General features: G+C 43.1%; 23 protein-coding genes. 2 read left to right on the forward strand and 21 right to left on the reverse strand.

Translation table 11 applies throughout. The features are described 5' to 3' along the window. Positions 1 to 75: 75 nt before the first annotated feature. From KR50_RS15995 to KR50_RS16040, 10 genes are all read right to left on the reverse strand, one after another. A complete protein-coding gene (locus KR50_RS15995) occupies positions 76 to 1,536 on the reverse strand; it encodes a tetratricopeptide repeat protein (protein WP_041061016.1) in 1,461 nt (486 codons plus the stop codon). A gap of 316 nt (positions 1,537 to 1,852) precedes the next feature. Further along, positions 1,853 to 2,497 (reverse strand): bifunctional phosphoribosyl-AMP cyclohydrolase/phosphoribosyl-ATP diphosphatase HisIE, encoded by a 645-nt coding sequence (gene hisIE, locus KR50_RS16000; protein WP_156969548.1) that lies wholly within the window; start codon positions 2,495 to 2,497, stop codon positions 1,853 to 1,855. Beyond that, positions 2,494 to 3,252, reverse strand: a complete 759-nt coding sequence (hisF, locus tag KR50_RS16005; protein ID WP_041061019.1) for an imidazole glycerol phosphate synthase subunit HisF — start codon at positions 3,250 to 3,252, stop codon at positions 2,494 to 2,496. Before hisF ends, hisIE begins: the two co-directional genes overlap by 4 nt. Further along, positions 3,252 to 3,980, reverse strand: a complete 729-nt coding sequence (hisA, locus tag KR50_RS16010; RefSeq protein WP_041061022.1) for a 1-(5-phosphoribosyl)-5-[(5-phosphoribosylamino)methylideneamino]imidazole-4-carboxamide isomerase — start codon at positions 3,978 to 3,980, stop codon at positions 3,252 to 3,254. The genes hisF and hisA overlap by 1 nt, the downstream gene beginning before the upstream one ends. Beyond that, complete coding sequence (gene hisH, locus KR50_RS16015) at positions 3,977 to 4,615, reverse strand: imidazole glycerol phosphate synthase subunit HisH (RefSeq protein ID WP_041061025.1); 639 nt, start codon at positions 4,613 to 4,615, stop codon at positions 3,977 to 3,979. The genes hisA and hisH overlap by 4 nt, the downstream gene beginning before the upstream one ends. Further along, positions 4,616 to 5,209: an imidazoleglycerol-phosphate dehydratase HisB gene (gene hisB, locus KR50_RS16020; RefSeq protein WP_041061028.1), complete on the reverse strand. Its 594-nt coding sequence runs from the start codon at positions 5,207 to 5,209 to the stop codon at positions 4,616 to 4,618. Between the two features lie 98 nt (positions 5,210 to 5,307). Next, positions 5,308 to 6,585, reverse strand: coding sequence for a histidinol dehydrogenase (gene hisD / locus KR50_RS16025; RefSeq protein ID WP_041061031.1), 1,278 nt, complete (start codon positions 6,583 to 6,585; stop codon positions 5,308 to 5,310). 45 nt (positions 6,586 to 6,630) lie between these two features. Then, on the reverse strand, positions 6,631 to 7,269 hold the full coding sequence (hisG, locus tag KR50_RS16030) for an ATP phosphoribosyltransferase (RefSeq protein ID WP_041061034.1): 639 nt from the start codon (positions 7,267 to 7,269) through the stop codon (positions 6,631 to 6,633). Beyond that, on the reverse strand, positions 7,266 to 8,453 hold the full coding sequence (locus tag KR50_RS16035) for an ATP phosphoribosyltransferase regulatory subunit (RefSeq protein ID WP_041061037.1): 1,188 nt from the start codon (positions 8,451 to 8,453) through the stop codon (positions 7,266 to 7,268). The genes hisG and KR50_RS16035 overlap by 4 nt, the downstream gene beginning before the upstream one ends. Positions 8,454 to 8,823: 370 nt before the next feature. Next, on the reverse strand, positions 8,824 to 9,615 hold the full coding sequence (locus KR50_RS16040) for a SurA N-terminal domain-containing protein (RefSeq protein WP_041061040.1): 792 nt from the start codon (positions 9,613 to 9,615) through the stop codon (positions 8,824 to 8,826). A 338-nt stretch (positions 9,616 to 9,953) separates the two neighbouring features. Here KR50_RS16040 and KR50_RS16045 point away from each other — a divergent pair, with 338 nt between their 5' ends. Further along, positions 9,954 to 10,541 (forward strand): biotin transporter BioY, encoded by a 588-nt coding sequence (locus KR50_RS16045; protein WP_041061043.1) that lies wholly within the window; start codon positions 9,954 to 9,956, stop codon positions 10,539 to 10,541. Between the two features lie 280 nt (positions 10,542 to 10,821). Here the strand turns inward: KR50_RS16045 and KR50_RS16050 are convergent, their stop codons facing one another. Genes KR50_RS16050 through hprK form a run of 5 tightly spaced genes read right to left on the reverse strand, consistent with a single transcriptional unit; the run spans position 10,822 to position 14,739 of the window. Continuing rightward, entirely contained in the window at positions 10,822 to 11,346 is a 525-nt protein-coding gene (locus KR50_RS16050; RefSeq protein ID WP_041061046.1) for an acyltransferase, read from the reverse strand. Then, a complete protein-coding gene (gene ppaX / locus KR50_RS16055; protein ID WP_041061049.1) occupies positions 11,343 to 11,996 on the reverse strand; it encodes a pyrophosphatase PpaX in 654 nt (217 codons plus the stop codon). The genes KR50_RS16050 and ppaX overlap by 4 nt, the downstream gene beginning before the upstream one ends. Further along, on the reverse strand, positions 11,980 to 12,933 hold the full coding sequence (locus tag KR50_RS16060; RefSeq protein ID WP_041061052.1) for a nucleoside recognition domain-containing protein: 954 nt from the start codon (positions 12,931 to 12,933) through the stop codon (positions 11,980 to 11,982). The genes ppaX and KR50_RS16060 overlap by 17 nt, the downstream gene beginning before the upstream one ends. 12 nt (positions 12,934 to 12,945) lie before the next feature. Further along, entirely contained in the window at positions 12,946 to 13,776 is an 831-nt protein-coding gene (lgt, locus tag KR50_RS16065; protein WP_041061054.1) for a prolipoprotein diacylglyceryl transferase, read from the reverse strand. Between the two features lie 27 nt (positions 13,777 to 13,803). Then, positions 13,804 to 14,739 carry an HPr(Ser) kinase/phosphatase gene (gene hprK, locus KR50_RS16070; RefSeq protein WP_041061056.1) on the reverse strand — a complete coding sequence of 312 codons (936 nt, stop codon included), beginning with the start codon at positions 14,737 to 14,739 and terminating at the stop codon, positions 13,804 to 13,806. A 168-nt stretch (positions 14,740 to 14,907) separates the two neighbouring features. Between hprK and KR50_RS16075 the strand changes: the two genes are divergently transcribed. Then, a complete protein-coding gene (locus KR50_RS16075) occupies positions 14,908 to 15,597 on the forward strand; it encodes an N-acetylmuramoyl-L-alanine amidase (protein WP_041061059.1) in 690 nt (229 codons plus the stop codon). Positions 15,598 to 15,741: 144 nt separating this feature from the next. On the opposite strand, the gene KR50_RS16080 is transcribed toward KR50_RS16075, so the two are convergent. From KR50_RS16080 to KR50_RS16105, 6 genes are all read right to left on the reverse strand, one after another. After that, complete coding sequence (locus KR50_RS16080; protein ID WP_041061061.1) at positions 15,742 to 16,002, reverse strand: hypothetical protein; 261 nt, start codon at positions 16,000 to 16,002, stop codon at positions 15,742 to 15,744. A 205-nt stretch (positions 16,003 to 16,207) separates the two neighbouring features. Further along, the gene (locus KR50_RS16085) at positions 16,208 to 17,434 is read right to left on the reverse strand and encodes a DUF4097 family beta strand repeat-containing protein (protein WP_052477172.1); all 1,227 of its coding nucleotides are present in this window, start codon (positions 17,432 to 17,434) and stop codon (positions 16,208 to 16,210) included. 265 nt (positions 17,435 to 17,699) lie between these two features. Next, complete coding sequence (uvrA, locus tag KR50_RS16090; protein WP_041061063.1) at positions 17,700 to 20,582, reverse strand: excinuclease ABC subunit UvrA; 2,883 nt, start codon at positions 20,580 to 20,582, stop codon at positions 17,700 to 17,702. A 6-nt stretch (positions 20,583 to 20,588) separates the two neighbouring features. After that, a complete protein-coding gene (gene uvrB, locus KR50_RS16095) occupies positions 20,589 to 22,571 on the reverse strand; it encodes an excinuclease ABC subunit UvrB (RefSeq protein ID WP_041061065.1) in 1,983 nt (660 codons plus the stop codon). A gap of 257 nt (positions 22,572 to 22,828) precedes the next feature. Beyond that, on the reverse strand, positions 22,829 to 23,074 hold the full coding sequence (locus KR50_RS16100) for a CsbA family protein (protein WP_198134270.1): 246 nt from the start codon (positions 23,072 to 23,074) through the stop codon (positions 22,829 to 22,831). A gap of 37 nt (positions 23,075 to 23,111) precedes the next feature. Beyond that, positions 23,112 to 23,750: an HD domain-containing protein gene (locus tag KR50_RS16105; protein ID WP_041061069.1), complete on the reverse strand. Its 639-nt coding sequence runs from the start codon at positions 23,748 to 23,750 to the stop codon at positions 23,112 to 23,114. Positions 23,751 to 23,854: the final 104 nt, after the last annotated feature.

The raw sequence follows: 23,854 nt of genomic DNA on the forward strand, positions 1-23,854 counted from the left end.
TTCGTACTCTTAAGTGGTTTCCACTTTATCCACATTTATCGTAAGGTAAGCGGAAGCGGTCGTCCACTAATCTGCTTATGGCAAATAATTTTGTATGTCATTGATATATTTTCGCATGGTTGCTACAGATACACCGTGCTTTTGCGCCACTTCTTTTTGGGATACCCGATGAGCTCTAACTTTCTTCCATGAATATTCAACCGCAGCTGCGAGAGCTGGAACATTTTTGAAAGGATAGCCCTCTTCTGATCCATAAAAGACAATGTGAAACCACATGTAGAATAGACCTTTATTTTCTTCTTTAGCTGCATCAAACGAATGCTTCAGCAGCAAGACAACTTCATGGGCCCGAAAAAGCGGACGCTGGCTCGTGTAATCGGGAGCACTGCGCAGCAAATGAAAATAATCCTCTTCCACACTTGTAAAGTAAGCAGGGGGCTCTTCTCCGATTAGAGAAGAATTTAGTAATGATTCTTTAAATAAAACGAACAGTCTTTCCTCAGGATACATCTCCTCAGATAGGACTGTATCATCACTCTGGTCATTCCAAGGCTCATGCCCTTCTTTTTCAGGCTGTTCTTCAAGCACACGTTTCCATGCATCCGCAGCAACCTTTTCATGACCTGAATGCCACGCAGAATGTGAAAGCCAGAAATAAAAACCTGCGTCTCCTTCAAATCCGCGCTTAACAAGACTTTTCAGCCAGCCATACGCTTTTTCATGACGACCCACAAGTGCAAATGTCGCACCAAGCTTAAACCGGTGTTCATATAAAAACGGCCGTACATGCTCCAATGCATCCATTAGCTCATCTAATTCATCGACTCGTTCCTGATAATGATAAAAAACGGCAAGATTGCACAAGGCATGCAAATTACCAGGATTTCGATTCAATACCTCCGTTAACAGAGCAGTTGCCTGATCCGTTTCACCAAAGTAGAAATAAGCCAGGGCTAAATTGTTATAGGCTGACCAATAATCAGGGAAGCGTTCAATTACTTCTTCGAGCAATTCAATTGCTTCTTTAAAATTTCCCTCTGCAAGCATTTTTCCGGCTTTCTCCTGATGCATGATCAGCTCATCCTGATCTAAATCCTCATCCCACTCTTCATCATCTTCTTCAAGTGACATAAGCTCAAGCAAATCCTCTGCATCTTCAACAAATTCACCGTCTTCATTCAGATCCAGATAAGCTGTGGCGTGTTTATAAGCCTCCTGAAAAAGCCCAAGATGAGCAAAATTATTCGCCATAAAATAATGGATTTCTGTCATAGACGGATCTAATGTGTTCAACACATTTTTCAATCTGTCATTCGAGCTTGCAAATTCACCGATTTCCGTCTCGATAATGGCAATCTGCACGACAATCATCGGCTCTTCCGGTTCTAATTCATGTGCACGCTTAATATATTTCAACGCTTTATCTAATTGGCCACGCTGATACATGACCATTCCTCTGCGGTAATAGCTTTCTCCAGTTGGATTAAACGGATACACTTTTCCCATTCTTTCCGTATTTTTCGATCCTTTTTTCATGTATAGCCTCCGGACATTGTAGTAACTAAACAATGATAGCATATTTTCCGATTTACCTGTTGCAATTAAGCTGATTCATGAAAAAAGATTTATGTTTTTAAGGATAGAAATTCCAGCATGGAACCGGACTTCTTCATTAGAATATGATGAGTCACTTAATCTGTTCCTCAAAGACAGCTTAGAAAAGGGGGTTAGTTTACTGTATTGTTCCCTGCATGCAGCTATTCATTTTTCTAACAGACCATATCAAAAAGGTGATCCTTTCGCTTTCTGAAGGACCACCTGCTTTTGACTGTTTTCTAATAGGGGCTGCCTATTATTTTTTCGGTTTATTGTGACGCTCCTCTAATACATTTAAAACCTCTTTAAATGGCAGATTCTGCTCTCGTAGGAGCACCATCGTATGATAAAGAAGATCGGCAGTTTCCCATTTCAATTCTTCTGAATCACGGTTTTTCGCTGCAATGATGACTTCAGAAGCTTCTTCTCCTACTTTTTTCAGGATCTTATCAACGCCTTCTTCAAACAAATACGTCGTATAAGCTCCTTCCGGCCGCTCTTCATCCCGTTCGGCGATTAACCGTTCAAGCTTGGTAAGCATACCCGCTGAGTCTTCGTTCACCTGAAGTTCTTCATTTTGATAAAACGTTTCGTCAAAACAGGTTGGCGTGCCTGTGTGACATGCAGGACCTTTTGGCAAAACACGCACGACCAGGGAATCCTGATCGCAATCCAGTTTAATCTCTGCAATCTGCTGTGTATTTCCGCTCGTTTCGCCTTTATGCCAGAGTTCCTGACGTGAACGGCTCCAAAACCATGTTTCTTTTGTATCAATTGATTTTTGAAGAGATTCTTCATTCATATACGCAACCGTCAGCACTTCTCCGGTTTCTGCATGTTGAACCACAGCGGGCACTAAGCCGTTTTGGTCAAAGCGAATGCGCGTTACATCCAAACTCATCGTACATTCACTCCTTCTTCTTTTAAATGCGCTTTTACTTCTGCAATACTCGTTTCTTTATAATGAAAAATCGAAGCGGCAAGCGCAGCATCTGCTTTTCCATCTGTGAACACTTCTGTGAAATCCTCTGATTGTCCAGCTCCGCCGCTTGCAATGACCGGCACTGATACAGCTTCGCTTATTGCCTTTGTCAACGCAATATTAAAGCCTTTTTTTTCACCATCGCTGTCCATACTCGTCAACAGGATTTCACCCGCCCCGAGATCGACGGCTTCCTTCGCCCATGCCACCGCTTCTTTATCAAGCGGATTTCTGCCGCCATGCGTATAGACGCGCCATGTTCCAATCGATTCGTCCCATTTTGCATCAATGGCCACTACGATACACTGAGAACCAAAGTAGTCTGCTCCGGCTTTTATTAACTGAGGATCTAAAAGAGCCGAAGTATTGAGCGACACTTTATCTGCACCTGCACGAAGCAGCCTTTTCATGTCTTGTAGTGTTTTAATTCCTCCGCCCACTGTGAATGGAATGGCAAGTTCAGATGCTACATCCTGAACGACATCCACCATTGTTTCGCGTCCTTCATGCGAAGCGGAAATATCGAGAAACACCAGTTCGTCTGCTCCCTGCTCATCATAGGCACGAGCAAGTTCAACGGGGTCCCCTGCGTCACGAAGCTCTAAGAACTGGATCCCTTTTACGACTCTGCCTTCTTTTACATCTAAACAGGGAATAATTCGTTTCGCGAGCATTAAGAAACCTCCTCAACAGCTTCTTTCACAGTAAACTTATTTGTGTAGATGGCTTTTCCCACGATCGCGCCTGCCACGCCGCTTCCAGATACCGCCTGTAAAATACGCAGATCCTCAAGTGAGCTGACACCGCCGGAAGCGATAATCTGTGCGCCCGTTGCTTCTGCAAGCTCAAGCACAGCATCAACATTCGGTCCGCTGAGCATGCCGTCTGTTTCAATATCAGTGAAAATGAAGGTCTTGGCTCCCGCATCAGCCAGCTCCTGTCCAAGATCCACCGCACGGAGAGCAGAAGTCTCGATCCAGCCGTGCGTCGCTACAAAGCCGTCTTTTGCATCCAGCCCGATCGCAATACGGTCGCCGTACTTGCCGAGCCACTCTTTCACAAGTTCTTTATTGGTTACAGCAAGACTTCCAATAATGACCCGGTCCACTCCCTGATCCAGATAGTGAACAACATCTTCTTCTGTGCGGATTCCTCCACCGACCTGAACCTTTGCAGGCAGTTCATTTACCACACGGAGCACGTACTCATCATTGATCCGTCTGCCGTCTTTGGCTCCATCAAGATCTACCATATGAATCCATTCAGCGCCTTCATCTACAAATTGCTTTGCCATATCAAAAGGAGAATCTCCATAAATCGTCTCTTGATTATAATCGCCCTGGGTCAGCCGGACGCATTTACCGTCTCTCATATCTATAGCCGGATAAATTATGAAACTCATTTGAGCACCTCCATCGATTTTACATAGCGCGTATAGTTTTGAAGCAGCTTCACTCCCAAATCCCCGCTTTTCTCCGGGTGAAACTGCATGCCAAATACTTTCTCTTTTCCTACAACAGCAGGTACTTCTCCAAAATAATCCGCAGAAGCAATTAACGTATCTCTCTCGTGTTCTGTAATATAGTAAGAATGAACGAAATAGACATGATCTTCTTTTAATTCTTCTGTTAAAGGTGACTGTTTATGAAAATCCAGTTTGTTCCAGCCCATATGCGGAACCTTGTACGAAGAACCATCTTGATCTTTGCCGCTAAAATGAACCGCTCTTCCATTTAACAAACCAAGACCCTTGTGCAGTCCATTTTCTTCACTTTCTTCAAACAACAGCTGCATGCCGAGACATATGCCAAGAATCGGCTTTCCTTTTTGAACCTGTTCGGTAATAAAAGAAGCGAGTCCGGTTTCATTCAAAAGCTTCATAGCATCCCGAAAGGCTCCAACGCCTGGAAGAATCAGTGCCTCTGCATGAGCAAGCTGTTCTTTATTATCACTGATTATATAGGGCACGTTCATTCGCTCTAGCGCCTTTGAAACACTGAATAAATTGCCCATACCATAATCGACGATTCCAATCATTTATAACATCCCTTTCGTTGAAGGCACACCTTTCACACGCGGGTCGATGGTGGTGGCTTCATCAAGTGCCCGTCCTAAAGCCTTAAAAATGGCTTCAATCATATGATGGGTGTTGTGTCCGTAATGAACAATAACGTGCAGGTTCATTCTTGCTTCAAGCGCCAGCTTCCATAAAAATTCATGTACAAGCTCAACATCGAAGGTTCCCACACGGTCTGTTGGAAAATCTGCTCTCATTTCGAGATGCGGTCGGTTGCTTAAATCGACGACCACCTGAGCCAGCGCTTCATCCATCGGCACGAAGGAATTGCCGTAGCGTTTAATTCCTTTTTTATCGCCTAGAGATTCCAGCAGCGCCTGACCGAGCACAATCCCGATATCTTCTGTTGTATGGTGATCATCGATTTCTGTATCACCCTTAGCATCAATCTTCATGTCAAACTGTCCGTGCTTTGTAAATAAGTCAAGCATATGCGTCATAAACGGCACAGCGGTTTCAATTTGAGACTTTCCCTCTCCATCAATGGAAAAGGAAAGATTAATATTCGTTTCATTTGTTTTGCGGTGAAAGCTGGCTTGTCTGTTTTGACTCATTTTCTGGTCCTCCTAAACATCTGCTTCTATCCGGTAGATCGTTGCAGGCTTTTTTAAGTAAAGCGATCGTCAACGTCCCCATTAATCTGTGGAACTCGTTATCTCCGTTTATCAGAAAATCGGGCTTCAACTGCTCTCGCATGGGCTTCAAGTCCTTCAAGGCGGGCAAAATGAGCGACTTTTTCTGCATTTTCTATAAAGGCTGCCTCACTGTAGGAAATAATGCTGGACTTCTTCACGAAATCCTCCACAGAAAGCGGGCTTGAAAAACGGGCCGTTCCGCTTGTCGGCAGCGTGTGATTAGGCCCTGCAAAGTAATCACCGATCGGTTCTGAACTGTATCTTCCAACAAAAATAGCACCGGCATGGCGAATCTTTCCGACTGCTTCCATTGCGTTTTCAAGCTGAATTTCAAGATGCTCAGGGGCAATTTGATTCACAGCTTGAACGGCTTCCTCCAGACTTTGCGCTACATAGATGACACTTTGCTTATTGATCGCTGTCTCCGCTATTTCTTTACGGGGCAGCGTTTTAAGCTGTTGGTGTACTTCGTGCGCCACGGCTTCTGCGAGTTCCGGAGATGTGGTCACAAGATTGGCCTGCGACAGTTCACCATGTTCAGCCTGTGATAGAAGATCTGCTGCCACTTCCCTTGCATGAGCGGTGTGATCAGCAAGTACGGTTATATCACTTGGCCCTGCAATCATGTCTATATCCACAATTCCAAATACTTCACGCTTGGCCAGTGCAACAAAGATATTGCCCGGACCTGTAATTTTATCTACGCGTTCGATCGTTTCTGTTCCAAAAGCAAGTGCTGCAATCGCCTGAGCACCGCCAATTTTATAAATCTCGCGAACTCCGGCAAGACGTGCAGCTGCTAATACACCAGCAGGCACTTTGCCGTCCGGACCAGGCGGTGTTACCATCACTACGCGCTTTACACCTGCCACTTGTGCCGGAATAGCATTCATTAGCACCGATGAAGGATAAGCAGCGGTTCCACCCGGCACATAAATTCCCACTGCATCCAGCGGTGTGACCTTTTGACCGAGAATCGTTCCATTCTCCTGCGTGGTCATCCACGACTGCTGCGTCTGACGTTCATGGAAAGCTGTAATATTTGCTGCTGCTTCATTTAAAACAGACCATGTCTTCTCATCCATCTTAAGAACGGCTTCATCCATTTCATCGTCTTCCACTTTTAAAGAAGAAAGATCAGCGCCGTCAAACTTGGCTGTATAGTTTTTCACTGCCTGATCTCCGTTATGCCGAACATCTTCAATGATCGCTTGAACACTTTTTCGCTGTTCTTCGGTTCCCTGATCAAGAGAAGGACGGGGAATGGTATAGTCAGATAAATATCGTATATTCATAGGGGTTATTCCTTTCCATTCGGGATCAACACTCTTACTTCCTGCTTACCGGATCGTTTCCTTTGAAATTACCTCATCCAAACGGTCGACCATTTCCTGAATTCGCTGGTGCTTTATTCGGTAGCTGACGGGATTCACGATCAGACGGGACGTAATATCCACAATATGTTCGTATTCGACAAGCCCGTTTTCCTTCAGCGTGCGTCCAGTTGAAACGATATCCACAATCCGGTCCGTTAACCCGATAATCGGGGCTATTTCAATTGAACCATTTAATTTTATAATTTCCACCTGCTCCCCCTGTTCCCGAAAATACGAGGAAGCTACATTAGGATATTTGGTGGCTATTTTCGGTGCTACTTCGTTCATCGTAGTATTCGGCAATCCAGCGACTGCAAGATAGCAGCGGCTGATCTCGAGATCGAGCAGCTCGTATACATCACGTTCTTCTTCCAACATGACATCTTTACCAGCTATGCCCAGATCTGCAACTCCATGTTCCACATAAGTCGGTACGTCCATTGGCTTGGCCAGGATAAATCGCAGCTTTTCCTCCGGCACGTCGATAATCAGCTTTCTTGAGTCATCAAACTCTGGTGGAAGCTTGTAGCCCGCTCTTTTCAACATAACAACAGCTTCTTCAAAAATTCTGCCTTTTGGCATCGCGATTGTTAATTCTTTCATTCGTTACCGCCTGCCTTTCCTGATCTGCCTACCATCCATTCCACTTCGGTAAATTGAGCAGTGAAACGATCCATATCACGTACGCCCGTCACATCCTGGCTGATGACCTGCTTGCCTTCTGTGCGCAGCTTATGCGTAAGGGCAATCGCATCTTTTCTTCTTTCTGCTGAAAATAAAACAAGAATGGTTTCACTTAACTCTGCTTCAGGCGACAGGGCTTCAATCAAGTAATCTAGGCGAATGCCGAATCCGGTGGCTGCTACATGAGCCCCGAACTTATGAAGAAGGTGATTATATCGTCCTCCATTGCCTAAAGAATAACCTACTTTATCGGCATATACTTCAAATAAAACGCCCGTATAATAACTCATATGACTGACAAGCGAAATGTCTATCGTTACATATTGATCAAGACCATAATCATGAAGAATAGAAAGCAGCTCCTCAAGCTCAGATAAAGGCTCTGTTCCCTTATCCCCTTCTAAAAGCCCTCGGGCATCCTCAATTGAATCACCATTTCCTCTGATCGCAAGCAAACGCAGCAATCGTTGTTTATCAATAGAAGAAAGGGATAAAGATTCCACGTGCTTGCGATAGCCTACATAGTTTTTATCATATAAGTATTTTTTAAGCTGCTGAGCGCGTTCTTCTGTTCCCACGATTTGTAAAAACAGCTCCTGAACAAATTCCATATGGCCAATTGAAATGGTGAAATCTTTCAATCCTACTGTACGCAAGGAAGTAATCAGCAGTGCGATGGTTTCAGCATCTCCGCTAACAGAAGAATCTCCAATCAGTTCTACACCCATCTGTTCAAACTCTGCAGGGCGTCCTCCCTCACGCTGCTGTGCACGAAACACGTTAGCTGAGTAGGCGAGCCTCAGTGGATTGCGATCCTTTAAAAGCTTTGATGCCGCTACACGTGCAATCGGTGCTGTCATATCAGGCCGCAATACGAGTGTTCGACCTTGCTGATCCAGAAGCTTAAACAGCTGCTGATCTAAAATGGCTGAAGCTTCTCCTACTGTTTCATCGTACTCTAGTGTCGGGGTTTCTAAAAATTCATAGCCCCATGCAACCATTTCACTTTCGACCTGGGAACGAATTTGTTTTTTCATCTTATATAGATGAGGAAATGTATCTCGCATCCCCATTGGTTTTTCAAACATAAACAAATCAGACATAATCGGGACAACCCTTTCTATTTTGGAAAGTGTTTTTTAAATAATCTCATACTTTGGTTCATACCTCCACTTTTCAAGCCGGAAAGCCATAAAAGCTTGCGGTGGAATGTACCATTCAATTAAAATCCTTTAGTTCGCTAATGTGGTAGTAAAATAAAGATATTTAGTAGTGTACTAATTTTGCACAGTCTCGTCAAGGGGGATGCGCTGGGGTAAATCGTTAAAAATATTCACTTGATATATCGATCATCCATGTCGAAATTAGCTGGAATAAAATTGTTATAAACAAAAAACCGCCATGGCTTCCATAGAAATGGTCGTCATAACGGTTTTTTTGTTTTGGGCTTAAAATCTTATAGCCCAATTGATATTAGATTAACAGCTCAATGTCCGCTGCTTCTTTTAATTCTTCCACATGCTCTACAAGTGGTTCCTGCTGTTTTTGCTGCATAAGCGACATTCTGATGTTTTCACTTACTTCTTCAAGATCCGGCATTTCCTGACCGGCTGCTTCATATTGCTCAGCTTGAGAGTCATATGCTTCTTGAATTTCTTCATCCGTAGGTTCTTCTACTGGCACTGCCTGTTCGATATACTTGTCAAACTTTAATGATTCAGCAATTTGTTCGCGAAGCGCATCGACTTCCATTCCTTGCTCTTCAAGGATTTCATTCAGCGCTTCTTCTCCGCCAAACTGCTCTTGGAATGCAGCAAATTCTTCATCAATTTCTTCTTCAGAAGCTGTAACTTCTTCTTCATTGGCTTTTTGAAGAATCAATGTCTGATTCACAAGTGTATCAAGTGTTTGAGTTTTTATTTGTTCCGCTGCTTCTTCACTTGTCGGGTCTTGGCCCATTTGAGACATTTGACCTTGGATTTGTGTAAGAGCGGCATTGTAATCTTCGCCTGAAATTTCTTCATCATTGACAGTAGCAACTACTTCATCATCTTCAACTTTTTGTTCATCTAATTTTGCCTGCATTTCTTCAGCGGCAGCCTGCTGTTCTTCCTGAGAAGCTTCATCTTGCGAAGCACCTTCTTCTTGCTGTGCTGTTTCTTCTTCAGGTGCATCTGCTGTATTTTCTTCGTCATCACTGCATGCCGCTAACCCTAACGCTAACGCTCCTGCTGCAAATGGAAGTAACATTTTTTTGAAATTCATACTGATAAAACCCCTTCCGGATCTTTGTTTCTCATTATTTCTAAGCCTAAAAAGCATTGTAACGGACATTCGATAAAAGATAAACCCAAAACACTTAAAGAAAGTAAATTGACATACAATTGTCACTTTTAAAATTTTCTTATTTTTAGTGATATAGCGGCGAAATTTTAAAAGAGATAGAATGGCACCCACCTAAACAAAAGTCCGATCAGATGCTTTTACTGTCAACTAATTTTGACGCTGATTGATAATAAGTTAACTAAATAATTTTTAGGTTGACTTAAAATCACTGCCACTTATATAATCACTGTAGTACATAAGAAAAAGGAGTAGATTAAATGGTTAAAACACCCTTGCATGGCATGGTGCTTGCTTCTCTTTTTGCTGCGTTAATGGCAATTGGAGCGAACATCACATCCATTGTTCCCATCATGGTAATTGGCAGTATTCCACTCACTCTTCAAACCGTAGTATGCATTCTTTCCGGATTATTATTAGGGAAAAAGTGGGGTCCAGTTGCCATGGTCATCTACTTATTAATCGGTTTGGCAGGTATGCCTGTTTTTGCTCAATGGTCTGGCGGTTTTCGTACATTAATTAGTCCTACGTTTGGATTTATTCTTTCTTATATTGTGGTTGCCTGGTTTAGCGGTCTTATTACAGAGAAAAAGAAAACCTATCCTTTTTTATTCGTTGCCGCTTTCGTAGGAACAGCTATTAATTATGGAATTGGCACTAGCTGGATGTACATGGCGTATAAGCTTTGGTTTGCGGCTCCTGAAGGGTTTACTTACGCAATGGCCTGGCTTTGGATGCTGCCGTTTGTACCGAAGGATCTTATACTGGCGGGAATCGCTGCCATCGTTTCTCAAAAAGTGTTACAGGCATTTCCTCAGACACGCACTCGAAAACAAGCTGCAGCGTAATTACGTTTCTTTCCGTACATGAAGGCGGTTAACGAGAAAGAGGCTGGAACAAGTGTCTCAGCCTCTTTGATCGGTTCCCTGCGCTTCAGGCGGACGCTTTCCGCAGGGACGGCGCTGAGCCCTCCTCAGGCTTTGCCTTTCGGGGTCTCAGCTTGCCGTCATATCCTGCAGGAGTCGCCACCTTCCGCTTCATTCACCTCTTACTATTTATAAATACTACCTATTTTTTAAACTTTTCCGAGTTTTGTCTCGACCTCTTTGCATTTCAACTATCCACAGGCTATGGTGCAGTATCTCCACTAGGCAATTCGCCGGCTTCGTTTTCTTTTAATCGTATGATCTGCATAGGATTGCCTCCCACGAAAGCTCCTGCAGGAACATCTTTATGAACAAGCGTGCTTGCAGACACAATTGCGCCATCTCCAATGCGGACGCCTGGTAAAATGGTCGTATTTGCTCCAATAAGCACTTCATTGCCAATCTCCACATTTCCCAGCCTGTATTCCTTAATCAAATACTCATGAGCTAAAATGGTGGTGTTGTAGCCAATGACACTGTTTTTGCCGACTGAAATTTTTTCAGGAAACATCACATCCAGCATAACCATTAGTGCAAAAGACGTCTGCGGTCCGACTTTAACGCCTAAAAAGGTGCGGTAAAGCCAGTTTTTCATTCCTAAAAAAGGCGTATAGCGCGCCAACTGAATCACGATAAAGTTCCGCATAACCTTCCAAAAGGGAATCGTTTTATAAATATGCCACAATGAATTCGCACCCGTCACAAAATAACGTTCGGTGCGTCTCATTTTTTAGGCTCCGGAATAATGGACAATAAATCCGTCATTGATTCAAGCATCCAGTCAGGTTCATAGGATAGTAAGTACTCTCTTCCTTTCGCTGACCATGCAACACCAGCTGTTTTGGTTCCGGCATTTTTTCCGCCATCAATGTCATGATGATTATCACCAACCATGAGGCTTGTTTCTGCAGATGAACCGAGTTTTTGGAGTGCAAGCAGGAGAGGCTCCGGATCGGGTTTTGCATTTTTCACATCATCCAGTCCGACCACCACATCAAAAAAGTGATCAAGTTTCATCAGTTTTAACCCCTTAATCACAACATCATTGCGTTTCGTTGAAACAATCGCCATTTTAATTCCACGATCAGATAATGTCTGGATCGTTTCTTCCACCCCTTCAAATCCCGTAATCAGCACATCATGCTGCTCCAGATTAAAGGCGCGATAGTCATTCACCATTTCCTCCACTTTTTCAGGATTCACTTTTTGAAAAGATTCAACAAGCGGCGGCCCCATAAATGGCAGCACATCCTCCCGCTTATATTGATCCGGAAAGTAAAGGTCCATTACATGAAGAAAAGAAGAAATAATTAATTCGTTTGTATCAATTAAGGTTCCGTCCAAATCAAACAGGACCGTATCAATGGGTTTGTTCATAGTTCAATTTCCTTTCCCGTGCAGATTCATTTCGCTTCCACACATAAGCAACAGCCATAGTCAAGAGAACCGCTGTTGTAATGCGAATAAGAAGCAGCGGCAGAACAGGTATGCCAAGAGGAATGAAGATAAGCGTATCTTCTACCACCGCGTGGCAGGAAACTAAAAAGATAAAGGCAAGTGTCGCATCTTTTTTACTGACACCATCTTCCTGCACAGCTTTTATCATAACCCCTGCGCCATACGCTAAACCGATCGTCAAACCAGCCACCAATGTCATCGATGTATTCTCCTTCATGCCAAGCCCTCTGGTTACTGGAGCCATCCATTTTGAAAATACATCAAGCCATTTTAAATCTCTCATAATTTGAATCACAACCATAAGAGGGATTACAATCATCGCCAGCTGCAATACACCGAAAGCAGCTTTTTCCAGCGCCATAAACACGATGGATCCCCAGCCGCTTACTGCTTCCTGCTGAGATGGAACCATGCCGTACTGCGCTATTTCCTGACCGCCGCTCCAAACGAGATTGATCACAATCGCTGACATAAAAGCCAGTCCTAAGCGCACCACGAGAACAACCCATAATTTCACACCTACTTTTAACGCAACACTTGTTTCAATCAACAGATTATGAGAAAAAGAGAGCATCACCGCAATGATAAAAACTTCCTTCACCGTCATCTCAAGTGTCAGGATCCCGGCAATACCCGCATATAAGTTGAGAAAATTTCCAAGCACCAATGGAACAGCTGCTTCACCGCTTAAGCCAAACAGACCCATAAAAGGTGCAATTAAATCCGTTATCCACGGCAGGATGGGCGTATATTGCAGGAGCATCACAATAAACGTAACCGGGAAAATAATTTTCCCAAGCGTCCACGTTGTTTGCAGTCCTGCTTTTAAACCATCAACGAAGGTTTGTTTTGTCAATCTGATCGCCACCTAGTTGTTTCGTTTATCGTTATACCTTATCTCCACACCTTTTTTCCTCCGGTAAATCATGATCGCAACCGCCACCACAATTAATACGAGGGATAGCAGCTGTGCTACGCGAATCGTCTCTGTCAGCATCAGGCTGTCCGTTCGCAGCCCTTCCACAAATGCACGGCCGATCGAGTACCAGATGACATAGGCAAGAAATATTTCCCCTCTTCGCGGATTGACCTTTCGCAGCAACAGCAAAAGAACCAGCCCTGCAAGATTCCATAAGGATTCATATAAAAAAGTAGGATGATAGTAAGCAAATGTACCATCTACATTTATGTACATCTGATCGATTATCCAATCCGGCAGAAAGAGGCTTTCTAAAAACGAACGGGAGACCTCTCCACCGTGCGCTTCCTGATTAATAAAGTTCCCCCAGCGTCCCAGCATCTGTCCTAAAATAATGCTTGGTGCTGCAATATCGACAATTTTCCAAAAAGATAACCCTTTTATCTTCGCATAAACCACACCAGTTGCAACAGATCCGATCAGTGCGCCATGGATGGCAATTCCGCCATTCCAGATTTGAATAATGGCCCCTGGATTTTGCGCATAATAATCCCACTGAAAAATTACATAATAAATACGTGCAGAAATAATGGCAATCGGCACTGCCCAGATCAACAAATCTGCAAACAGATCCTTCGGCATGCCTAAACGATCTGCTTCCCGATTTGCCAGAATATAACCTAATATAATTCCTGTCCCAATGATTAATCCATACCATGCGATTTGTACCCCACCAAAAGAGATCGCAATCGGATCAATCGGCTGTATAGCTGCTAGCATATTCTTTCCCCTTTCAATTGGCTAATCTTAAATATCATCATGATCTCCATCTACAATTACATCGGCGAGACGATTTGAAAATTGCTCCGCTGCATTAACGCCCATCCGTTTTAAGCGGAAATTCATTGCGGCAACTTCAATAATAACCGCCAGATTTCGGCCAGGACGAACAGGAAGCGTGATTTTTGTCACTTCCGTATCAATGATCTTCATTTTTTCTTCATCCAGACCAAGACGATCATATTGCTTGTTTTTATCCCAAATTTCCAAATCAATAACCAGTGTCACCCGCTTATAGCTTCTGACTGCACCTGCCCCAAACAATGTCATAACATTAATAATGCCTAACCCGCGAATCTCAAGCAAATGCTCTATTAGTTCCGGGGAGGTACCGATCAACGTATCCGTATCTTCCTGCCTGATTTCCACGCTGTCATCCGCTACTAATCTATGCCCTCTCTTGACAAGTTCAAGTGCCGTTTCACTTTTACCGACACCGCTTTTTCCTGTAATCAGAACCCCCACACCATAAATGTCTACCAACACACCATGCAGCGCAGTCGTAGGAGCCAGCTTGCTTTCAAGAAAGTTCGTCAATCGGCTTGAAAAGCGCGTTGTTTTTACCGGTGTTCTCATCACTGGAACCTGATTTTGAATAGACGCTTCAATTAATTCATTCGGCACTTTAATATCTCGGGATAAAATGATGCCCGGCGTATTATCTGTACACATCTGAGACATGCGGTCCATGCGCTCGTCCTTCGACAACAGTTCATAAAAAGACATTTCCGTCCGTCCCAAAAGCTGAATTCGCTCTGCAGGATAGTAAGAAAAATAACCCGCCATTTCAAGACCCGGGCGAGAAATATCACTCGTTATAATTGGACGGTGAATCCCTTCTTCTCCGCTAACCAGTTCTAATTTAAATTGATCAATAATATCTTTCGTCGTAACCTTTGCCACGAATGAAGCCTCCTCAATAATTTGATCTATGTACAATCCTTCGTCAATCATACTTTCTATTGTAGCACTTTGGAAATTGATTCACTATATTAGTTCTTCCAAAGTATTGCGTAGGGGTGACCAAATTCATGGATAGACGCGATATAAAAAGTAAAAGGAGGAATGGATATGACATTAATTGCAATCGATGCAGGCCACGGCTACGAAACGCCAGGAAAAAGAAGTCCGGATGGCATGAAGGAATATGACTTTAACCGGGCTGTTGCAAAAGAGTGTATTCTTCAGCTTGAAAAAGCCTCGATCAAGACGCTTCAAACATACAGTGACAGCCGTGACGTTCCATTATCTGAAAGAACCTCGAAAGCCAATAAGGGAAAAGCAGACTACTTTATTTCTATTCACGCCAATGCTTACGGAAACGGGGAATGGAATGCTGTTCAAGGGATTGAAACGTTTATTCACCCAAAAAAAGGGCAGACAGCCAATTCACTCGCAAGCAAAATCCACTCAGATTTAATCGCAAAAACAGGTCGAAAAGATCGTGGATTAAAAATGGCCGATTTCCATGTTCTAAGAGAATCAAACATGCCTGCTTTATTGCTGGAATGCGGTTTTATGACCAATAGAGAAGAAAAAGCTCTTCTTGCTTCCACCGCCTACCGGACGCTGTGCGGAAAACAAATTGCCGCCTCGATTCTGTCGTTTTTAAAAAAGCCGGCAACTGTCGCCAAAGAGCAATCTACACTATACCGTGTACAGGCAGGCGTGTATTCTTCAAGAGAACGAGCAGAGCAGCAGGTGAAGAAATTAAAAGGAGCAGGATTTGAAGCTGCAATCGGACCAATCCCATCACCTTAAACAAAAGAACCCCCTTTGCGATCTTACTCGCAAAGGGGGTTCTTGCCGTTTTAGCCGTTATTAGTGCAACTCAGTAAGAGCTTCATCTTTTCGGCCGAACAATTTAAACAGCAGCAGAGTGAATCCTCCGCTGCTGTTTGTCATTTATCCATTTTCTGAAGCTGTTTCTTTTTTACCGGATGAAAACTTCATCTTTAAACCGATGGCAATCGCAGCTATTGCAATAAGACCTCCGATAATGCCTGTTCCAAAAAAGAAGATATATAAAATCCATTTAAAAATTGCCATCATTTCCACATCAACTATGTAGAAACCTAATAGAGAAAACAAGACACTAATACCTAAAAAAGTAGCGCCAATGGCACTTAAGCCAAACCACGTTGTACGATTAATTAATTTTTCCATGTTTTTCACCTGCTTTTTCTTTTTAGTTTCTCCTTGAATGCTGATACTAACACTATACCAACAATGCAAGGTGCGGAAACATTTAGAAAGCAAATATTTCTAAGCAGGTTATAACAGAAACGCAGCGCACCGAAATAAGTTGGGGGACTTATTTCAATGCGCTGCGCTTATTTATTTGGTGAAACTGGTCACCTGATTCAAAGATTTATTCTTCTGAGGCTGGTTCCGCATCATTTTTTACTTCATAGGGCTTAACACTGACTGCGCCTGTTTTTGCATCAGCAAACAAGTAAAGCGTAGAACCATCATTTTTATCGCGAGTGAAATGAAGTTTTCTTTGCATTAATTCCTCACGTTCTTCCACATGATCCATTTCACGATGATTAATATCAAATCGCCCGAAGTTTGATTTTAGCGTCCCATCCAGACTGACATTGTCCGGTACATAAAGACTGATGGAGCCTGCAAGTGTTTTTGCTTCGATTTTACGGGCAGTCGTGCTTGATGTTCTGCACACAATATTGCCGTTAAGCGACTGCGCATCGATCTCATCCACCGCACCTTCAATCGAAACCTTTCCATTTACGCTTTCAGCATCAATCAAATCTGCTCTCGTATTTTTCACATCAATACCACCGTTTGCCGTTTCAAGTTCAGCACGCTCGATCAGCATATTTGAAAGCTCTACTTTTCCATTTGCCGTTTTCACTTTTACCGTGTTCACATTGGCAGACTCTCCATGGAATTTCCCGTTGAATAAACGAATATCCCATCGGTCGTAGCTGTTGCGAGGAACATATAAAATAGTATCCAGCTTGATCATTTTAAGATCTGAGATAAAACGCAGTTTATTGTACTGAACTTTAAAGATTACAGAATCGAGAATCTGTTTCTTCGCTTTTGGTTCATCATCTGATCGGTAAACCTTTACATCGCATTCTGCTTTAACATAATCTTCATCCCATGGCTGTACAACAACTTTCCCATTGGCCACACTTATTTCAAGGTCCTGAAGTTCATTTTCATGCACTTCAAATTGATGTTTAAATTCAAGGGACGGACCCATGTTAAATTCCAGATCCATTCCCTTTACTTTATCAAAAGCATTTTGAACAAAATCCATAATGCGGTCTGTTGATTGGCTGCTGCTGTCATTCTTTGTTTGCTTATGGCTATTCGTCTGAAAGATATCCTCTAAATTAAATGGGAATTCCTTTTTCTTAGGACGTTCCTGATTAGAAGACGTTGAAGATGAGCTTGTATAGCCGCCGGTTGAATGACTTGTCGTATGTGACGTTGAAGAAGTGGCATGTGAACTGCTTTGTGATGACTTCGGCTGTTTTTCCAGCGCCTCAAGCAGCGTTAAAGCATCAGTGGCTGTAATTGTTCCTTTTTCCACCATATTTAAAATTCGTTTTCTTTCGTTTTCCATTGTGTTGACACGCTCCTTAAATGAAATGGTAGTTCCAATTCTTTTGAACGTTCCTAGTCTTACTACGTGCAAGCTCTGTAAAAGGTTTCATTTTGATTTTCCATCAAGCAGATCAAAGCCTGCTTAAACGTTATCAATCCCCAGGATGAGGTCGATTTCCGCTGAAGCTTGAGGTTCTTCTGACTAATATGAAGAAAAGGAACTGATTCACAAGCTTCTATGTGCATGACATGACAAGCCGCGGTTCACAGTTCCTTTTTATTCTCTAAGAGCTTGGAACGGGTTCTCCTGTTCTTTCTGCCATTCGTTTCGCCATGCGCTTTCGCTCACGTTCAAGAACTGGCCCCAGGTACTTCCCAGTGTATGATTCTTTTACTTTTACAATGTCTTCCGGCTTACCGGTAGCCACAATGGTTCCGCCGCGGTCTCCGCCTTCAGGACCGAGATCAATAATCCAGTCAGAAGCTTTAATGACATCAAGATTATGTTCAATTACCAGAACTGTGTCTCCGTTATCTACCAGTCTCTGAAGCACTTCAAGAAGACGGGAAATATCATCTACATGAAGACCGGTTGTCGGCTCATCAAGTATATAAAGAGAACGGCCAGTTGAACGTCTGTGAAGTTCAGAAGCCAGCTTCACACGCTGCGCTTCTCCTCCGGACAGGGTCGTTGCCGGCTGTCCTAATCGTATATAGCCAAGTCCGACATCCACGATCGTCTGCAGTTTTCTGCTGATTTTTGGAATGTTTTCAAAGAATGACAAGCCATCTTCTACTGTCATTTCCAGTACATTCGATATATTTTTGCCTTTATATTTTACTTCCAGTGTCTCACGATTATACCGTTTCCCGTGACAAACTTCACAAGGAACGTATACGTCCGGCAGAAAATGCATTTCTATTTTGATAATGCCGTCTCCTCTGCAGGCTTCACAGCGGCCGCCTTTGACATTAAAGCTAAATCTACCCTTTTTATATCCCCGGACTTTCGCTTCATTTGTCGTCGCAAAAACATCACGGATGTCATCAAAGACGCCTGTGTAAGTAGCAGGGTTTGAACGCGGTGTTCTTCCAATAGGAGATTGATTAATATCAATAACTTTATCCAGCTGATCGATTCCCTTAATGGCTTTATGCTCACCCGGCTTGGTTTTTGCTTTATGCAGTTTTTGAGCAAGCGCTTTGTGCAGAATGCTGTTGATCAGTGTACTCTTTCCTGATCCTGAAACACCCGTTACGGATGTAAAGACGCCAAGCGGTATATTCACCTTGGCATTTTTTAAATTATTTTCTTTGGCTCCGCTGATTTCAAGCTTTCTTCCATCCCCTTTACGGCGTTCAAGAGGCAGCGGAATGAACTTCTCTCCGGACAAATACTTGCCGGTAAGCGAATCTTTGCTTTTCATCACTTCTTCAGGTGTTCCAGCAGCAACGATTTCACCGCCATGCACGCCTGCTCCAGGACCTACATCAATTAAATAGTCTGCCGCCATCATGGTATCCTCATCATGCTCGACTACAATCAGGGTATTGCCAATGTCCCTCATATTTTTCAATGTTTCGATTAGACGGTCATTGTCCCGCTGATGAAGACCAATAGACGGCTCATCCAAAATATACAGGACGCCTGACAGCTGAGAACCGATTTGAGTAGCCAGACGGATACGCTGTGCTTCTCCACCAGATAACGTTCCTGCTGCCCGGCTGAGCGTTAAATAATCCAGTCCGACATTGATCAGGAAAGATAAACGTTCGTTGATTTCTCTAAGGATCAGTCTCGCAATTTGAACTTCTTTTTCAGTAAGTGAGAGCTGATTAAAGAATTGTCTTGCTTCTTCTATTGAATAGGCTGTTACTTCTCCAATGTGGAGTTCATTAATTTTTACGGCAAGGCTTTCTTTTTTCAGACGGTGCCCTCCGCATGTTGGACAATCCTGCTGTCCCATGTATTTTTGCATCTGTTCACGAATATAATCCGAGCTGGTTTCACGGTAGCGGCGTTCTACATTACGCATAACCCCTTCGAATTGAATCGTATTTTCACGAACCTGCCCAAAATCATTCGTATAGCGGAAATAGATTTGATCTTTCCCTGAACCATAAAGGATTTTGTCCATTTTCTTTTTCGGTATTTCTTTGACAGGAACATCCATATTAATATCATAATGCTTGCATACGGCTTCAAGCATGGATGGATAGTACTGTGAGCTCGTAGGTTCCCACGGTGCAATAGCGTGTTCTTTAAGAGTACGTGAGCGGTCCGGGATCACCAGGTCAAGGTCTACTTCAAGCTTAGCACCAAGTCCGTCGCATTCTCCGCAGGCTCCAAATGGAGAGTTGAATGAAAACATCCGCGGTTCAAGCTCATCGATAGAGAATCCGCATATTGGGCATGCGTGATGCTCATTAAATTTTATTTCTTCATGTTCCATAACATCAATAATCACATTTCCATCAGCTAATCTCAATGCACTTTCCAGTGAATCTGCGAGGCGAGACTCGGCTCCTTCTTTCACAACAATCCGATCCACTACGACTTCAATGGAGTGCTTTTTATTTTTATCAAGTTCTACCTCGTCCCCAACATCCATCATTTCTCCATTGACGCGGACACGTACATAGCCCTGCTTTTTTATATCCTCCAGAACTTTCGCATGCGTCCCTTTCCGCCCTGAGACGATCGGGGCCAGCACCTGCAGACGGGTGCGCTCCGGATATTCATAGATCCGGTCCACCATCTGTTCCACTGTCTGAGAAGTAATTTCAATTCCGTGATCCGGACAAACAGGACGCCCTACCCGCGCAAATAAAAGACGAAGATAATCATAAATTTCAGTCACTGTCCCTACGGTTGAGCGAGGGTTTTTGCTCGTTGTTTTCTGATCGATGGAAATGGCGGGAGAAAGTCCTTCTATTGCATCAACATCCGGCTTATCCATCTGCCCAAGAAACTGTCTGGCATATGCAGACAGCGATTCCACGTAGCGCCGCTGTCCTTCTGCGTAAATCGTATCAAACGCCAAAGAGGACTTGCCTGACCCTGAAAGGCCTGTCATGACAACAAGCTTATCTCTTGGAATCGTGACATCAATGTTTTTTAGATTATGGGCTCTAGCACCCTGTATGATGATTTGATCTTTTGCCATTTAGGGTCATCCTTCCGCTTTTAACTCCAATACCAGATCGCGAAGCTCAGCAGCCCGTTCAAAATCAAGCGCTCTGGCTGCTTCTTTCATTTCTATTTCCATTGATTCAATTACTTTAGCTCGTTCTGGTTTGGTTAGTTTTTTCATTTTTTCTGCCGGTGAAACATATTCTTCTGAATCTTCTGCTGCGTGTGTTGCGCGAATGACATCCCTGATTTTCTTATCGATCGTGACAGGTGTAATATTGTGTTTTTCATTGTACGCAATCTGCTTTTCGCGTCTTCTTGAAGTCTCATCTAGAGCACGCTGCATCGAATCTGTAATTTTGTTTGCATACATGATAACGTGACCGTTTGAATTACGGGCTGCACGGCCGATCGTTTGAATCAGTGCGCGATCAGATCGTAAAAAGCCTTCTTTATCGGCATCTAAAATGGTAATCAGCGACACTTCCGGAATATCAAGACCTTCTCTCAGCAGGTTAATCCCTATTAATACATCATACTTGCCTAAACGAAGATCTCTTATAATTTCGATCCGTTCCAATGTTTTAATTTCTGAGTGAAGATACTGAACCTTAATGCCGATCTCTTTAAGATAATCCGTTAAGTCCTCTGACATTTTCTTCGTCAAGGTTGTAATAAGCGTTCGTTCATTATTTTTAGTCCGCTCCTGAATTTCTCCAAGAAGATCATCAATCTGACCTTCAATCGGCCGAATTTCAATGGTCGGATCAAGCAGGCCTGTCGGACGTATAATCTGCTCCACCATTTCGGGAGTGTGTTCAAGTTCGTAAGGGCCAGGTGTAGCAGAAACAAAAACGGCCTGATTAACAAGATTTTCAAACTCATCAAATTTTAATGGACGATTATCAAGCGCAGAAGGAAGACGGAATCCGTGGTCCACAAGCACTTTTTTACGTGCCTGGTCTCCATTGTACATCCCTCTCACCTGAGGCAGCGTCACATGGGATTCATCGACGATCAGAAGAAAATCCTTTGGAAAGTAATCAATAAGTGTATATGGCGTCGCTCCTGCTTCCCGCAGCGTTAAATGCCTTGAATAATTTTCTATTCCAGAGCAAAAACCCATCTCATTCATCATTTCGAGGTCATAGCGGGTCCGCTGTTCAAGACGCTGTGCTTCGAGCAGTTTGTCTTCTTCCTTCAGCACCTTCAGCTGTTCTTCGAGTTCTGTTTCGATATTGACAATGGCTTTTTTCATTTTTTCTTCACGTGTAACGAAGTGGGAAGCCGGGAATATGGCAACATGATCCCGGTCGCCTAATATTTCACCGGTTAGTGCATCCACCATTCGAATGCGGTCAATTTCATCGCCAAAGAACTCTATTCTGATACAATGCTCATCATTTTTAGCAGGGAAGATTTCCACTACATCTCCGCGCACGCGAAAAGTACCCCGGGTAAAAGCAATGTCATTTCGTTCATATTGTATATCTACCATTTTACGCAGAAGCTGATTACGTTCAATTTCCATGCCTTTTCTTAGAGAAACGACAAGCTCGCTGTATTCTTCCGGGGAACCTAACCCGTAAATACATGATACGCTGGCAATGATAATCACATCGTCCCGTTCAAATAGAGACGAGGTCGCAGAGTGTCTGAGCTTATCAATTTCATCATTAATACTGGCATCTTTTTCTATAAATGTATCCGTCTGAGGCACATAGGCTTCCGGCTGATAGTAGTCGTAATAGCTGACAAAATACTCAACAGCATTATTGGGGAAAAATTCTTTAAACTCACTATATAGCTGCCCCGCCAGTGTTTTGTTGTGTGCAATGACCAGGGTGGGCTTTTTCACTTCCTGAATCACATTGGAGACCGTAAAGGTTTTACCGGTTCCGGTCGCTCCCAGCAAGGTTTGATGTTTTTTGCCTTCTTTAACACCCTCAATGATTTTCTTGATTGCCGCAGGCTGGTCACCTCCTGGCTCATAATGCGATTGAAGATCAAACTCCTGCTTCATGAATATGCCTCCCTTTTCCGAACAAGTCTTCCTTCTCTATTCATACCCTTTATCCTAGAACGAAACAGGGTAAACCGTCAAAATTATCGACTTATATCATATTTCATTCTATTTTATCACACTGTGATTCTAAAAAGATAGTTAAAAGGGAACGTACATTCTCATTTAGGTTTTAGATACTTTCCGTGTGATGATTGAGAGGAGTAACACCAGACCCTTACATCATTCCCCTATTAAAGAAATACAAAAACGCGACGTCAGGAGACGCCGCGCATTTTTTCGTTATTTTGTTTCATATATTTGTTAACAAACCAAAGGCCGAGGGTCAGGGAGGCGGCATCTACGATAATGACGATCCAGCTGCCGACGTAGCCCTTGTAGGAAGAAGCTGCGATAAGGGCAATAGTAAGAATCATGGCGATCGTTCTGCTGAAGGTCACCCTGGTGAAAAGGATAACCAGCAGGGCGGGCGCGAATAGCGCAAGCAATAATTTTGTTCCCATATAGTCCACCTCATTTTATGATTCCCTCTTACGCAATTCAGTCTCCATCCGCAATAAGACTTTGGGTGATTTTGCTTAATTCACTTTGGGGAATAAACTTTTCTGCCAGCATGTCCGGCAGCACACTATCCAAAAAGAATTTAACACAGTCCATTTCATTAAACTTTACGATGGTGGTCAGTGCTTCCTGATAAATTTCAAGAAAAATCGGTTCTGGATTCCCTTTTTGAATCTCACCAAATGACTCATATAATAAATCAATTTTATCCGCTACCGATAAAATATTGCCTTCAAGTGTGCCATCTTTCCCTTCTTTGAAACGTTCCAGATAAATGTCCTGAAAGGCTGCAGGAAATTCCTGTGTAACAAATTTATGGGTCATTTCTTCTTCTACTTCGCTGAATAAACGGTTTAATTCAGACGACGCATATTTAACAGGCGTTTTAATATCTCCCGTAAAGATTTCGGGATAATCGTGGTTCAGCGCTTTCTCGTAAAGCGATTTCCAATTGAGTTTTTTCCCGTGATATTCTTCCACCGTGCCAAGGAACTGGGCAATTTTAGTTACTTTAAAGGAATGCGCTGCCACAGTGTGTTCATTATATAGAAATTTTCCCGGACAACGGTATAATTTTTCCATGTCTGATAAGCTTTTAAAGTAATGATGAATCCCCACATAATCCTCTCCTGCTATGGTGTTATTTAACTAATCTTAGCACCCGTTGAAACGTTCAACAAGCTGCATGAGCTTATTTACACAAAGTTAATACCGGTTGGAAA

The sequence above is a fragment of the Jeotgalibacillus campisalis genome (assembly GCF_000829515.1).
GTDB lineage: Bacteria > Bacillota > Bacilli > Bacillales > Jeotgalibacillaceae > Jeotgalibacillus > Jeotgalibacillus campisalis.